The 12,462-nt window shown below is 62.4% G+C and carries 15 protein-coding genes; 7 read left to right on the plus strand and 8 right to left on the minus strand.

Features of this window, described 5'->3' with window-relative positions; translation table 11 throughout:
* Window positions 1-9: 9 nt before the first annotated feature.
* The 3 genes from NKH19_RS28915 to NKH19_RS28925 are packed head-to-tail and all read right to left on the minus strand — an operon-like array spanning window position 10 to window position 1,905.
* Entirely contained in the window at window positions 10-690 is a 681-nt protein-coding gene (locus NKH19_RS28915; RefSeq protein WP_352873078.1) for a uracil-DNA glycosylase family protein, read from the minus strand.
* On the minus strand, window positions 630-1,241 hold the full coding sequence (locus NKH19_RS28920; protein WP_352873079.1) for a glutathione S-transferase: 612 nt from the start codon (window positions 1,239-1,241) through the stop codon (window positions 630-632). The genes NKH19_RS28915 and NKH19_RS28920 overlap by 61 nt, the downstream gene beginning before the upstream one ends.
* A gap of 43 nt (window positions 1,242-1,284) precedes the next feature.
* Complete coding sequence (locus NKH19_RS28925) at window positions 1,285-1,905, minus strand: thermonuclease family protein (RefSeq protein WP_352873080.1); 621 nt, start codon at window positions 1,903-1,905, stop codon at window positions 1,285-1,287.
* 74 nt (window positions 1,906-1,979) lie between these two features.
* Between NKH19_RS28925 and NKH19_RS28930 the strand changes: the two genes are divergently transcribed.
* The gene (locus NKH19_RS28930) at window positions 1,980-3,503 is read left to right on the plus strand and encodes a sensor histidine kinase (RefSeq protein WP_352873081.1); all 1,524 of its coding nucleotides are present in this window, start codon (window positions 1,980-1,982) and stop codon (window positions 3,501-3,503) included.
* A gap of 34 nt (window positions 3,504-3,537) precedes the next feature.
* Here NKH19_RS28930 and NKH19_RS28935 read toward each other — a convergent pair whose 3' ends face one another.
* The gene (locus tag NKH19_RS28935) at window positions 3,538-4,536 is read right to left on the minus strand and encodes a nicotinate-nucleotide--dimethylbenzimidazole phosphoribosyltransferase (RefSeq protein WP_352873096.1); all 999 of its coding nucleotides are present in this window, start codon (window positions 4,534-4,536) and stop codon (window positions 3,538-3,540) included.
* Window positions 4,537-4,732: 196 nt separating this feature from the next.
* On the opposite strand from NKH19_RS28935, the gene NKH19_RS28940 reads away from it, so the two are divergent.
* Both NKH19_RS28940 and NKH19_RS28945 read left to right on the plus strand, forming a co-directional pair.
* A complete protein-coding gene (locus NKH19_RS28940) occupies window positions 4,733-4,966 on the plus strand; it encodes a DUF1289 domain-containing protein (protein ID WP_352873082.1) in 234 nt (77 codons plus the stop codon).
* Between the two features lie 7 nt (window positions 4,967-4,973).
* Window positions 4,974-5,678: a TIGR02281 family clan AA aspartic protease gene (locus tag NKH19_RS28945; RefSeq protein WP_352873083.1), complete on the plus strand. Its 705-nt coding sequence runs from the start codon at window positions 4,974-4,976 to the stop codon at window positions 5,676-5,678.
* 16 nt (window positions 5,679-5,694) lie between these two features.
* Here the strand turns inward: NKH19_RS28945 and dusA are convergent, their stop codons facing one another.
* Window positions 5,695-6,693, minus strand: coding sequence for a tRNA dihydrouridine(20/20a) synthase DusA (gene dusA / locus NKH19_RS28950; RefSeq protein WP_352873084.1), 999 nt, complete (start codon window positions 6,691-6,693; stop codon window positions 5,695-5,697).
* Between the two features lie 47 nt (window positions 6,694-6,740).
* On the minus strand, window positions 6,741-6,893 hold the full coding sequence (locus tag NKH19_RS28955; protein ID WP_352983342.1) for a hypothetical protein: 153 nt from the start codon (window positions 6,891-6,893) through the stop codon (window positions 6,741-6,743).
* A 154-nt stretch (window positions 6,894-7,047) separates the two neighbouring features.
* Between NKH19_RS28955 and NKH19_RS28960 the strand changes: the two genes are divergently transcribed.
* From NKH19_RS28960 to NKH19_RS28975, 4 genes are all read left to right on the plus strand, one after another.
* Window positions 7,048-7,788 (plus strand): ATP-binding cassette domain-containing protein, encoded by a 741-nt coding sequence (locus NKH19_RS28960; RefSeq protein WP_352876180.1) that lies wholly within the window; start codon window positions 7,048-7,050, stop codon window positions 7,786-7,788.
* Between the two features lie 55 nt (window positions 7,789-7,843).
* Window positions 7,844-8,905: an ABC transporter permease gene (locus NKH19_RS28965; RefSeq protein ID WP_352873088.1), complete on the plus strand. Its 1,062-nt coding sequence runs from the start codon at window positions 7,844-7,846 to the stop codon at window positions 8,903-8,905.
* 55 nt (window positions 8,906-8,960) lie between these two features.
* Window positions 8,961-9,965: a sugar-binding protein gene (locus NKH19_RS28970; protein ID WP_352873090.1), complete on the plus strand. Its 1,005-nt coding sequence runs from the start codon at window positions 8,961-8,963 to the stop codon at window positions 9,963-9,965.
* A gap of 101 nt (window positions 9,966-10,066) precedes the next feature.
* Window positions 10,067-10,816, plus strand: a complete 750-nt coding sequence (locus NKH19_RS28975) for an SDR family NAD(P)-dependent oxidoreductase (RefSeq protein ID WP_352967687.1) — start codon at window positions 10,067-10,069, stop codon at window positions 10,814-10,816.
* Window positions 10,817-11,079: 263 nt separating this feature from the next.
* Here the strand turns inward: NKH19_RS28975 and gfa are convergent, their stop codons facing one another.
* Both gfa and NKH19_RS28985 read right to left on the minus strand, forming a co-directional pair.
* The gene (gene gfa, locus NKH19_RS28980) at window positions 11,080-11,649 is read right to left on the minus strand and encodes an S-(hydroxymethyl)glutathione synthase (protein WP_352872202.1); all 570 of its coding nucleotides are present in this window, start codon (window positions 11,647-11,649) and stop codon (window positions 11,080-11,082) included.
* Between the two features lie 67 nt (window positions 11,650-11,716).
* The coding region (locus NKH19_RS28985) for a zinc-binding dehydrogenase (RefSeq protein WP_352983344.1) at window positions 11,717-12,462 on the minus strand (746 nt) is incomplete at its 5' end.

The raw sequence follows: 12,462 nt of genomic DNA on the forward strand, positions 1-12,462 counted from the left end.
GCTGAAAGGTCAACCAAGGCGATAGCGGATTTCCGACCGCAGGAAAGGCAGCAAATCCATTTCAAACCAGGGATTCTTCTTCAGCCAGCCGGTGTTGCGCCATGATGGGTGCGGCAGTGGCAGCACTTTCGGGCCGATGGAATTCTCCCAGAGGGAGCGCCAGTCCATTACCGTTTGCGTCAACGAGGGCCGGCGCTCGGCACCCATGTGCCAGGACTGTGCATAGATGCCGATCGTCAGCACTAGGTCGATCCGTGGCATCAAAGCCATCAAGGGCGCGCGCCAGGCCGGCGCGCATTCACGCCTCGGCGGCAGGTCTCCGCCCTTGGCATCCTGGCCGGGAAAGCAGAAACCCATCGGCACGATGGCGAACTTTTCGATGTCGTAGAATTCGTCGCTTGTCACGCCCAGCCAACTGCGCAAGCGGTCGCCGGAGGCATCGGTAAACGGCATGCCCGACAGATGCACCTTGGTCCCCGGCGCCTGGCTGGCGATCAGGATACGGGCGCTGGACGAGGGTCGCAGCACCGGACGAGGTTCGTGCGGCAACGGCTTGCCGACAGGGTTTTCCACGCAGATGCGGCAAGCGCGAATCTTGGCGGTGAGGCAGTCGAGTTCGACAGTCATTTTCAGGCTGATGCGCTCGGACGGCTGGAGACGGCCTGGTGCCAGCGCAGCACATTGGTGCATTCATCCGGCACCTTGATGCGTGCCGGCTTCATGAAATCGACGGCGATAAGCCCGGTGATATCGGCGATCGAATAGCTGTCACCGGCGATGAATTCTCGATTGCCCAGTTCACCGTCCAACAGTTTGAGGAACTGCACGGCCTTCGGCTTGTTGGCCTCGCCCCATTCGGGGATCTGCGGGATTTCCCATTCCTTCATGGCCGGATGGATGTGGCGAAACGCCTGCGCGACGCAGCTGAGCAAGTTGAACTCCATCCGTCGCTGCCACATCTCGACCTGCGCCTTGCCGAGTGCGCCACGACCGAACAGGGCTGGCTCGGGATGCAGTTCTTCGAAATAGCGGCAGATGGCGACGGATTCGGTGATGATGGTGCCATCGTCGAGCTCCAGCACCGGCAGGCGTTGCAAAGGGTTGCGAGAGCTGATTGCCTGTTGTCTGTGCTCGAGAGCACCCATGTCGACAGCTACCTGCGGAACCGTGATGCCTTTCTCGGCGAGGAAAACGCGGACCCGTCGTGGATTGGGCGCCCGGCCACCGTCGAAGAGCTTCATCTTCATCCTCCCATTCGTTCGCGGTCCAATTACACGATGCGGATCACCAGAAGCGAAAAATCTCGCGCGCGGCGTCGCCCATTGACGCCAGCGTACCGTGCTTCCTCTCGACGACTTCGCCGTGATGGCTGTCGCGCCAGTCCTGCGGCTGGTCGAACGTTCCCGCCCAGATGCCGGCCTTTCCTGCGCGCGCGATGGCTTCCTCGCTCTCGAAGTCGCCATAGGCAACCGCCCAGCCCGCTTCCACCTGCGCCCGGTTGAGGTCCTTGCCGCCGGCGGTGCAGTTGCCGAGCAGCCGGCCATAGCGGTCACGCTGCCAGCCGGTACAGGAGACGGGCTTGCCGGCGATCAAGCGCAAAAGCGACTGGCGCGCAAGCGTGCCGCAGGGATAGTCGGCGCCGTTCCTGCGGCAGGTCTGCGTATATTCCGGAGCATCGATGCCGCGCATGCGAATGCGCTCGGCACCAAGCGTGATCGAATCGCCGTCATTGATGATAGCCGCACCTTGCGTCTTGCGGGTTTCCACGCGGTCGAGGCGGGCCGCCAGCAGGATCAGCAGCCCGAGAATGATAGCGGTAAACCCGTAATCGACCAGCCGGCGCCACAGGCTTCGGGGTGGCGCGACGTATCGCGGACGCCGCCTTGGCGACCACGGACGGCTCATATGGCAAACGGTTGGTTAATCATTCGAACGTAGCTTAACACTTGGAAACCGCTGCTCGCATAATTGAAGTTTTGATGCCCTTGCAACGCTCGAACACAGCGGACAAGTTCATTGTGGACCGCAGGAAACCTCATCGCAACAGCGATGTGGCACGCGCGGTGCGCAAGACGCGTGACCGTCTTTCGCAGCAGGCCGGCAATCCCGATTTCGATCGCGAACTGCTGAAGCTCCACGCCCGGGCGATGACCAGCGGCGCAATCGCCGTCCCGCTTCTCGTTCTGGTGATCGCGGCGGGTGGCCGGCTGGCCGGCGTCGGCAACGAGATCGGCCTCTGGGCGCTGTTCACGCTGACCTGCTACACCATCGTCGCCTTCATGGCGCGGCGCATCGAGCGTACTGAAGCTTCCGAGCTCAACCCTTTGCAAACACGACGAGAATTCCTGATCGGCCATTTCTTGTGCGGTCTAGGCTGGGCATGGTTCGTCTGGCTTGGCTGCAACGTCTGCGAGGTCGACCCGCTCCACATCGTCAAGGCCGTGGTGCTGCTGTTCGCCATGGCGGCGACCGCGGTGATGACCTCGTCCCTGCGCGGAGCGCTGTTGGCGACGTTTGCCGTTCCGGTGGCGCTCTACGCCTATGGCGGCGTCAAGCTGTGGATGCCGATTGAGGTGATCATGGCCGGGCTGCTGGTCGTGTCGCTGCCCTTCTTCGCCTATGTCGCCCGTCACCTCAACCGCTCGTCCCTCATGATGCTGTCGTTCCGCTCCGAAAAGGATGCGTTGGTCGCCGAACTGGAGACAGCGAAATCGATGTCGGACGAGGCGCGACGCCGGGCGGAAGACGCCAATCTGGCGAAATCGCGGTTCCTTGCTTCGATGAGCCACGAACTGCGCACACCGCTCAATGCCATTCTCGGTTTTTCCGAGGTGATGTCGAACGAGGTGCTGGGACCGATGAGCAACCCCACCTATCGCGACTACGCCCACGACGTGCACGAATCCGGCCAGCATCTGCTCGACCTGATCAATGAGATCCTCGACCTGTCGCGCATCGAGGCTGGCCGCTACCAGCTCAATGAAGAGCCCTTGATGCTGCTCGGTATCGTCGAGGATTGCTGCCACATGATGGAGCTGAGGGCGCGCAATAAGGATATACGCGTCATCCAGGATTTCGAGCATGAATTGCCACGCTTGTTCGCCGATGAGCGGGCGGTGCGGCAGATCACGCTCAACCTTCTGTCGAATGCCATCAAGTTCACCGCCACCGGTGGCGAAATTCGTGTCCGCGTCGGCTGGACGGCGGGCGGCGGGCAGTACATTTCGATCAAGGACAATGGGCCCGGCATACCGGAAGACGAGATTCCGATTGTGCTTTCCGCCTTCGGCCAAGGCTCGATCGCCATCAAGAGCGCCGAGCAAGGAACCGGCCTTGGCCTGCCGATCGTGCAAGGGCTGCTCGCGATGCATGGCGGCGAGTTCGAACTTCATTCCAAGCTGCGCGAAGGGACAGAGGCGATCGCCATATTCCCGCTGAGCCGGGTAATGGAGGAATTGCCGGCGCTGCCGACCGCGACGGTAGCAGCAGCTCGGCGGCGATAAGTCGAAAGCTGTCGAGATGCAATGTGCCGGTTTCTTAGCTGCGCACCGCAGCCGCCATGCCCGAGCTGGTCAGCGCGGCTGCCTTGACCAGACCCGCGGCAAGGGCGGCCCCTGCCCCTTCGCCATGGCTGATGCCAAAATCAAGCAACGGGCGCAGGCCGAGGCGTTGAGCAGCCCGGGCGTGTGCGGGTTCTGGCGACAGGCCGGCAAGCAGGCAATGGTCGAGCGCGGCGGAATTGGCGGCTTGCAGCACCGCCGCGGCGGCCGTTGCGGCAAGCCCGTCGAGCAGCACCGGGATCTTCTGCATGCGCGCGGCAAGGATGGCGCCGGCAATCGCCGCGAACTCACGACCACCGACCCGGCGCAGCACCTCGAGCGGATCGCCGAGATGGCCACCGTGAAAGGCCAGCGCCGCATCGACCACGTCTGCCTTGCGTGCCTGCATCGTCGCATCGGCGCCCGACCCCGGGCCGACCCAGTCGACGCCCCTGCCCCCGAACAGCGCCGCAAACAGAGCTGCGGCGACCGTGGAGTTGCCGACGCCGAGATCGCCTAGGCAAAGCAGATCGGTACCGCCGGCGATCGCTTCCATGCCGAAGGCCATGGTGGCGGCGCAGCCGCGCTCGTCGAGCGCGGCATGACAGGTGATGTCGGCGGTCGGAATGTGCAGGGCAAGATCGAAGACCTTCAGCCCGAGATCGTTGGCAATGCAGATCTGATTGATCGCAGCACCTCCGGCCGCGCAAAGTTCGACCGCGTTGGCGGTCGCCGCCACCGGGCGCGGCGAAATGCCGTGGCGTGTGGCGCCATGATTGCCGGCAAAGACCGCCATCAATGGTCTTGTCACGGCTGGCGGAGCTCGCCCGCTCCAGGCCGCCAGCCACGCGGCGATGTCCTCGATGCGGCCGAGCGAATTGCCTGATTTGTCGGCCTTGGCGAACAGCGTGCGCACGCGGGCCTCGGCTGTCGTGTCGGCCGCCGGCAGATTGGCCAGCAGGTTGCGAAAATCGTCGAAAGGCAGCGCGCTGGTCATCTCGTTGGCGATCATTCCCTGGAGTAGGTGAGCGGCATAGCCGCCTTGCGTCGTCGGCACAACCTCCTGGATCATGGTCCTGAAATTGCCGCAAAGCTGGCCGCGAAGGGCGCAATCGCGAGGGCTTGCATTGGCTCCGCGGTTGCACCATGTGGAGATGGAGCGAGGATTCCGGACGGAACCTCAAGAGAAAGTCATGACGGCCATCGAATCCCCGTGCATCCTGGTCTGTTCGATCGACATGAAAACCGGCTTCTGTTTCGGGTGCGGTCGCACGCGTGAGGAAATCGGCGCCTGGATCGGGATGACGCCGGAAACGCGCCGCGGCGTCATGGCCGAATTGCCGGCCCGGCTGGAAACGATCGAGCGCCGGCCGCGCCGGGAAACGCGCCGCAACCGGATGGCGCGCGAACGCGACGCGCTTTCGTGAGGCGCGGATGAGCCGGTTGTTCTGGATATTGATGGCCGCGATCGGGGTGGGAGCAGTCCTGCTCATGCTCAACGATTCCGCCGGCAGCACGCTCGGCGTCGAGAATTACGATTTCAGCCGGCTGATCTGGCTCAGCGCCTTTGGCGCCCTGATCGGCGCCGGCCTGCTTCGCTCGGGCCGGCCATTGGGCGCCATGGCCCGCAACCTCGGCGCCTGGGCCGCCATCGTGCTCGCGCTGATCGCCGGCTATCAATACCGCTATGAACTGCAGGATGTCGCCAGCCGCGTGACCGCGGGCCTGGTTCCCGGCAGCCCGCTGGCGCTCGGCGTCGAAGACGGTCACGCCACGGTGACGCTCGACAAGGCGGACAACGGCCATTTCGAAGCGCGTATCCTGATCAACGGCAACCCGGTTCGAGCCATTGTCGATACCGGCGCGACCAGCACCGTCCTGACGTCCGAAGACGCGCAAGCCGCCGGATTCAATCCAGCGGCGCTCAACTACACCATTTCGGTTTCGACCGCCAACGGCGTGGCACGCGCCGCGGCCGTGAAAACCGATCAGATTGCGATCGGCGGCATCATGCGCAGGGACATGCCGGTGATGATCGCCGCACCCGGTATGCTCAGCCAAAGCCTGCTTGGCATGAATTTCATCGGCTCGCTGTCGGGCTTCGATGTGCGCGGCGACCGCATGATCCTCAGGGATTGAGCTCCGGCTCCCAGACTCAGGCCGCTTCGGCCGCCACTCCACTGAGTTCGACCGCCGCGAAAGCCGTCTTCAGCACATCTGGTCCGGCGCCGGGCCGGGTCGCGTCGGTGGACAGGATCTGGCGGTAGCGGCGCGCACCGGGCAAGCCATGGAACAGCCCGACCATATGACGGGTGACATGGCCAAGCCGCCCGCCCTGCTCGATGTGGCGTGCCGCATAGTCCGCCATGATATCGATCAGCGCCGCGAAATCGAACGCCCCGGGCTTGGCGCTGTAGAAGGCGGCGTCTACGCCGGCCAGAATGCCGGGCGTGTGGTAGGCGGCGCGGCCAAGCATGGCGCCGTCGACATGATCGAGATGCTCCCGCGCCTCTTCGATCGATTGAATGCCGCCATTGATGCCGATGAATTCGTTGCGTTTTCTGGCCTTCAGCCGATAGACGCGGCCATAATCGAGCGGCGGGATGTCACGGTTTTCCTTGGGGCTCAGCCCTTCCAGCCACGCCTTGCGCGCATGCACCCACAGCGCGTCGGCGCCGGCATCGAAAACACCATCCGCCAGCGCATCGAGGGCCGGCTCCGGATCCTGCTCGTCGACGCCGATGCGGCATTTGACGGTGACGGGAATTGTCACCGCCGCTTTCATAGCCGCGACGCAGGCGGCGACGAGGTCGGGCGCCTTCATCAGGCAGGCGCCGAACGTACCCGACTGAACGCGGTCCGACGGACAGCCGACATTGAGATTGATCTCGTCATAGCCAAAGGCCTCGCCGATGCGCGCCGCTTCGACAAGCTTGCGTGGATCCGAACCGCCGAGTTGCAGGGCAACCGGGTGTTCCGTCTCATCGAAGCCGAGAAGTCGCTCACGCGCACCATGGATGACGGCGTCGGCCACCACCATCTCGGTGTAGAGCAGCGCGTGGCTCGTCAACTGGCGATGGAAGAACCGGCAATGCCGGTCAGTCCAATCCATCATGGGCGCCACGGCCACTCTATGCTCTTGATTTATCGCCATTTTTTCTTAAACATCAAATCGTTATAACCTGCCGAGTGCACACGAATTTACGCCAGAATACGACCCTTTTCGCAGCGTCCCGTATAGCGCGCCTGAAAACCTTCGGCGAACTCATCGACCTTCATATCGACGACATGTGCGATGTAGGCAAGTCCCCGCGCCGCTCCAAGGCCGCATCCCTCGATATGCTTCAAAGACATCTGGGGAAGTGCAACATCGCGGCCCTTCGTGCAACAGAGGGAGATTGCCATCCGATAACGCCGATCTAATAATCATTGTGTTGAATGCGTTTCGCTGATTAGCTGCCTTGCATTAACACCGGACAAAATTGGCAATTGTCCGGGGAGGACCGCGATGCCGGTGCTTGAAGTTCGTCACGTTTCCAAGAATTTTGGAGCTATCCAGGCCCTGACGGACGTCAGCTTCCAGGTGGAGCGGGGTGAAGTCGTGGGTCTGATGGGGGACAACGGCGCCGGCAAGTCAACGATAGTCAAGACAGTGGCCGGGAATTTTCCGCCGAACGACGGCGAAATTGTCGTGGACGGCGAGATTTGTCACTTCCATAAACCCGTTCAGGCCCGTGCCAAGGGAATTGAAGTCGTCTATCAAGACCTGGCGCTCGCGGATAATCTGACGGCCGCGCAAAATGTCTTTCTTGGCCGCGAACTGAAGAAGGGCTTCTGGCCGATCAGGGTGCTCGACAAACAGGCGATGATCGACCGCTCGGCAGCGCTGTTCAGGGAACTCAAATCGGAAACCCGGCCGCGCGACCTCGTCAGGAAGATGTCGGGTGGGCAGCGCCAGGCGGTTGCCATCGCGCGGACCCGGCTTTCAAACGCCAAGCTGGTGTTGATGGACGAACCGACCGCCGCCATCTCGGTACGCCAGGTGGCAGAGGTGCTCGAATTGATCCGGCGCCTCAAAGCGCAAGGTGTCGGCGTCATGTTGATCAGCCACCGCATGCCTGATGTTTTCGCCGTTGCAGATCGTATCATTGTGCTCAGGCGAGGTTCGAAGGTTGCCGACAAGGATGCCGGCAATACGTCGCCCGAGGAAATCACCGGACTGATAACGGGGGCCATTCGTGGCGAATAGTGCTCGGGAGTCGGTTAGTGTTAGGAGGTCGGCCCCGGAAATCGGCCGACCGGCCATGTCGGACTTTGTCCCGACCAAGGAAAAGACGGCGCTTCAACATGTATTTTCAAGTCAGCCGTTCTGGGTGACGATCGCGCTCATTGCCCTCGTCACCTTGATGACGATCATGGAGCCGAGCTTCGGCACCTCCGAAAACGCCGCCAACGTCACGCGCAACTTCGCACCTTTCGGCATCATGGCGCTCGGCATGACGGTGGTGATCATCACCGGCGGCATCGATCTGTCGGTCGGCTCGATCATGGGCCTGGTGGTCATCGTCGCCGGCCTTTTCCTGACCTGGCACTATCCCTGGTACATTGCATTCGCCGTCGGCCTTTTCTCCGGTATGGCGTGCGGCGCGGTCAACGGATTCTTCGTCGCCTATGTCGGAATGCCGTCCTTTGTCGTCACCCTCGGCATGCTATCCGCGGCGCGTTCGCTGGCGGTCGTATTCTCCGCCAACCAGATGCTCTACCAATTCGGGCCCGATGCTCCGATCGTAAAGGCGATCGGCCAGGCGAGGTGGCCGCTGCATGGGCCGCAGGATTGGGCACCGCACTGGATACCAGAACTGTCATCGCAGTTCTGGACCATGGTGATTCTGGCCCTGATCGTCGGTTTCGTCTTCAATTTCACCGCCTGGGCACGACATCTCTTCGCCATCGGCGGCAATGAGGAGGCGGCGCGGCTCACCGGCGTGCCGGTCGACTGGATCAAATTCGAGGCCTATGTCTTCTCGGCCTTCACCGCTTCGGTCGCCTCACTCCTGCTCCTCGGCTACAACGGCTCGGCCATCAATGCCATGGGCCAGGGGTACGAGTTGCGCGTGATTGCCGCGACGGTCATCGGCGGAGCCAGCCTTATGGGCGGAGCCGGCACGGCCTTCGGCGCGATCATCGGTTCAGCGTTCCTCGAAGTGATCAGGAATGCGCTGCTGATGGCCGGCATCGATTCAAATTGGCAAGGCGCCTTCGTCGGCGGCTTCATCGTTCTCGCGGTTCTTTTGGGCATGCAAACCGGCGGCAAATCGATTCTCGCCGCTTGGCTGGCAGCCTTGATGCCCAAAAAAAGCCGCTAGAAAACCCCGCCGGCGGGAGGCCTACGGGGCATTTCAGCTAGGAGGAGACGTCAAAATGAAAAAAACTCTGCTGATGGCGGCCGTGGCGCTTGGCGCAATGGTGCTCGCCGTTTCCGGCGCCCAGGCGAAATATACCTTCGCCCTGGTACCGAAGAACATGAACAATCCTTTCTTCGACCAGGCACGCGACGGCTGCAAGAAGGCCGAAGCCGAATCGAAGGGCGCCTTGGAATGCATGTATATCGGCCCCGGCGAGCATGGCGGCGGCGACGAGCAGGTGCAGATCGTGCAGGATCTCGTGGCCAAGAAGGTGGACGGCATTGCCGTGTCGCCATCGAACGCCGCGGCGATGGCGGTTGCGCTGCAGGCCGCAAAGGAAGCCGGCATCCCGGTCCTCACCTGGGACTCCGACCTGCTGCCCGAGAACAAGGATCTTCGCGTCGCTTATATCGGCACCCACAATTATGAGATCGGCGTGAACCTTGCCAAGCTTGCCATGCAGGTCAAGCCTAAAGGCGGCACGATCTGCATCCAGTCGGGCGGCGCGGCGGCGGCCAACCATAATGAACGCATGCAGGGCATTCGCGATACGCTTTCGGGCACCAAATCGGCGGCCTCGCCCGGGGACCCGCTGACGGGCCAGAATGGCTGGACCGAAATCGAAGGCTGTCCGCTCTACACCAACGATGATTTCCCGCTTTCGGTGCAGCAGTTTGAGGACATCATGGCGAAAAATCCGAACCTCGACGCATTCATCCCAACGGGTGGCTTCCCGCAGTTCATTCCTGATGCCAACCGCGCCGCAGTCGCACCGTACAAGGACAAGATTGCCTCGAAAGCGCTGGCCCTTGTCGTCGCCGACACGCTTCCCGTGCAGATCGACCAGATGAAGGAAGGGCTCTCGCTTGGCCAGGTCGGCCAACGGCCGTTCGAAATGGGCTACAAGACCATGATGGCACTGAAGGACATGAAGGACGGCAAGGCGCTCCCGGCTGACCCGACCTACACAGGCCTCGACGTCTGCACGCCGCAGACGGCCGATACCTGCGTCGCCAAATAGTGCGTTCGGGCGGGAGGAAACTCCCGCCCTTTCATTGGAGCGAGGTGCGGTTAGACTGCAGCATTGTCATCTTATCTCGTTATCTCGCTCCAGGGGCTTCAATGTCGGAAATGTTCTCGCTCAAGGGCCGGGTCGCATTGGTGACGGGTGCTTCGCGTGGCCTCGGCTTTGCCATGGCTAAGGCGCTTGCGGAAAACGGCGCGACGGTAATTGTCAATGCGCGCGACATGGACACCCTCTCCGCGGCGGCTGAAAAAATCGGAGCCGAAGCCCTGCCGTTCGATGTCGCGGACGCGGTGACCTCAAGGGCGGCCCTTGAAGGGATCGTCGAACGCCACGGCCGCCTCGATATCCTGATCAACAACGCCGGCATCCAGCATCGCAGCCCGTTGGTTGAATGGAAGGACGAGGACTTCGACCGCGTGATTGCGGTCAATCTTTCGGCCTGCTTCCGAATGATGCGCGAGGCGGTGCGCCTGATGCTGCCGAACAAATTCGGGCGCATCATAAACACTGGATCGGTTGCAGCGATCCTTGGCCGCCCCACCATTCACGCCTATGTGGCGGCAAAGGCGGGGTTGCATGGACTGACACGCTCGACTGCCGCCGAGATGGGCCGTCACGGCATCACCATCAACGCGATCGCCCCCGGCTATTTCGCCACCGAGCTCAACACCGAGCTCATCAACGACGAGGCCTTTACCAAATGGGTCGAGGCACGAACCCCTGCTGGCCGCTGGGCTCAACCTGAGGAACTCGGCGGAGCGGTGGTGTTTCTCGCGTCCAACGCTGCCGCCTACGTCAACGGACATGTTTTGGCGGTCGACGGGGGTCTATCGGTCTCCCTTTGACCCTGCGAACTGCCTTTAGCAGAATGATATTCCAAGTAACAAACGGTTGATTTCATTGTGAAAGCATTGGGCCGGACGCGCCCGAACGTCGCCAGCGTCGGCCGTAGGATGGCGGCCGAGCGCAGGCTTGTCGGCTTGTGCTCCCGCGCAGTGACGTCGCGCAGGGCTACGCCGGTAGTCGTTGCGATCTCCGGCACCGCTGCGCCGGTGATCGCAATCGGCGCGACCGCCCCGATAAGCCGCTCCCGTCGCGGCAATGCGGCTTATGCCGGCAGAGCGCCGGACTTCTTCGCCGTCCAGGTGGCGATATAATCCATCAAGCCGGGGTTGAGGCAGTCATAGGGTTCGAGACCGATCGACTTGAGCTGTGACCGGATGCCGTCCATGCGGCTCGGGTCGACACCGGACTCGATGATCGAGGAGACGAAGGCGGTGAAGCCCGGCGGCGACCAGCCGTCCTCCTCGAAGCGCTCGGGATGGATGAAGGACAGGCCCTTGAACGCGTGGTCGCGCTCGACCGGTCCGTGCAGGTGAACACCGCAGCCGGTGCAGGCATGGCGCTGAATCAGCGCGCTCGGATCGACCACCTTCAGCTTGTCGCCGTTTTCGGTCACGGTCACGTCGCTCGTACCGGCAACCGCCACGACCGAGAACAGGGCGCCTTCCGGCTTCCAGCATTTGGTGCAGCCGCAGGCGTGATTGTGGGCGATCTGGCCCTTGACCCGAACCTTCACCGGATTGCTGGTGCAGGCACAGACCAGCGTGCCGCCGGCAAAGCTCGCGCTTTCCCGGGGCAAGCCGTTGTCGATTTTCGGATGCAGTTTCTCCGCCATGTTTTTCTCCTCCCAGTTGTGAACCACAGAGGTCGCAGGCCGGTTGGTCGGCGGCTTGTGGTCTTCCTCAGTAAACGACGACGCTTCGGATCGACTTGCCCTCATGCATGAGATCGAAACCCTTGTTGATGTCCTCGAGCTTCAACGTGTGGGTGATCATCGGGTCGATCTGGATCTTGCCGTCCATGTACCAGTCGACGATCCTGGGCACATCGGTGCGGCCGCGCGCGCCGCCGAAGGCGGTGCCCATCCAGGTGCGGCCGGTGACCAGCTGGAACGGCCGCGTCGAGATCTCCTGGCCGGCGCCGGCGACGCCGATGACGACGGACTTGCCCCAGCCGCGATGCGAGGCTTCGAGCGCCTGGCGCATCACCTTGGTGTTGCCGGTGCAGTCGAACGTGTAGTCGGCGCCGCCGATCTGATCGGCGCCGCGCTTGGTCATGTTGACGAGATGAGGCACGATATCGCCGTCGATCTCCTTCGGATTGACGAAATGCGTCATGCCGAATCTCTCGCCCCAGGCCTTCTTGTCGTTGTTTAAATCGACGCCGATGATCATGTCGGCGCCGGCGAGCTTCAGGCCCTGGATGACGTTGAGGCCGATGCCTCCGAGACCGAAGACCACTGCGGTCGCCCCTTGCTCGACCTTGGCGGTGTTGATGACAGCACCGATGCCGGTGGTGATGCCGCAGCCGATGTAGCAGATCTTGTCGAAGGGCGCGTCCGGGTTGACCTTGGCCAGCGCGATCTCGGGCAGCACGGTGAAGTTGGAGAAGGTCGAACAGCCCATGTAATGAAAGATCTTGTCCTTGC

The sequence above is a fragment of the Mesorhizobium sp. M1338 genome, assembly GCF_040318045.1.
Lineage (GTDB): Bacteria > Pseudomonadota > Alphaproteobacteria > Rhizobiales > Rhizobiaceae > Mesorhizobium.

Bases quoted from the DNA above. Each gene is read 5' to 3' on its own strand.
- NKH19_RS28915 (WP_352873078.1), bottom strand. From the start codon at position 690: ATGCACCAATGTGCTGCGCTGGCACCAGGCCGTCTCCAGCCGTCCGAG.
- NKH19_RS28920 (WP_352873079.1), bottom strand. From the start codon at position 1,241: ATGAAGCTCTTCGACGGTGGCCGGGCGCCCAATCCACGACGGGTCCGC.
- NKH19_RS28925 (WP_352873080.1), bottom strand. From the start codon at position 1,905: ATGAGCCGTCCGTGGTCGCCAAGGCGGCGTCCGCGATACGTCGCGCCA.
- NKH19_RS28930 (WP_352873081.1), top strand. From the start codon at position 1,980: ATGCCCTTGCAACGCTCGAACACAGCGGACAAGTTCATTGTGGACCGC.
- NKH19_RS28935 (WP_352873096.1), bottom strand. From the start codon at position 4,536: ATGACCAGCGCGCTGCCTTTCGACGATTTTCGCAACCTGCTGGCCAAT.
- NKH19_RS28940 (WP_352873082.1), top strand. From the start codon at position 4,733: ATGACGGCCATCGAATCCCCGTGCATCCTGGTCTGTTCGATCGACATG.
- NKH19_RS28945 (WP_352873083.1), top strand. From the start codon at position 4,974: ATGAGCCGGTTGTTCTGGATATTGATGGCCGCGATCGGGGTGGGAGCA.
- dusA (WP_352873084.1), bottom strand. From the start codon at position 6,693: ATGGCGATAAATCAAGAGCATAGAGTGGCCGTGGCGCCCATGATGGAT.
- NKH19_RS28955 (WP_352983342.1), bottom strand. From the start codon at position 6,893: ATGTCTTTGAAGCATATCGAGGGATGCGGCCTTGGAGCGGCGCGGGGA.
- NKH19_RS28960 (WP_352876180.1), top strand. From the start codon at position 7,048: ATGCCGGTGCTTGAAGTTCGTCACGTTTCCAAGAATTTTGGAGCTATC.
- NKH19_RS28965 (WP_352873088.1), top strand. From the start codon at position 7,844: ATGTCGGACTTTGTCCCGACCAAGGAAAAGACGGCGCTTCAACATGTA.
- NKH19_RS28970 (WP_352873090.1), top strand. From the start codon at position 8,961: ATGAAAAAAACTCTGCTGATGGCGGCCGTGGCGCTTGGCGCAATGGTG.
- NKH19_RS28975 (WP_352967687.1), top strand. From the start codon at position 10,067: ATGTCGGAAATGTTCTCGCTCAAGGGCCGGGTCGCATTGGTGACGGGT.
- gfa (WP_352872202.1), bottom strand. From the start codon at position 11,649: ATGGCGGAGAAACTGCATCCGAAAATCGACAACGGCTTGCCCCGGGAA.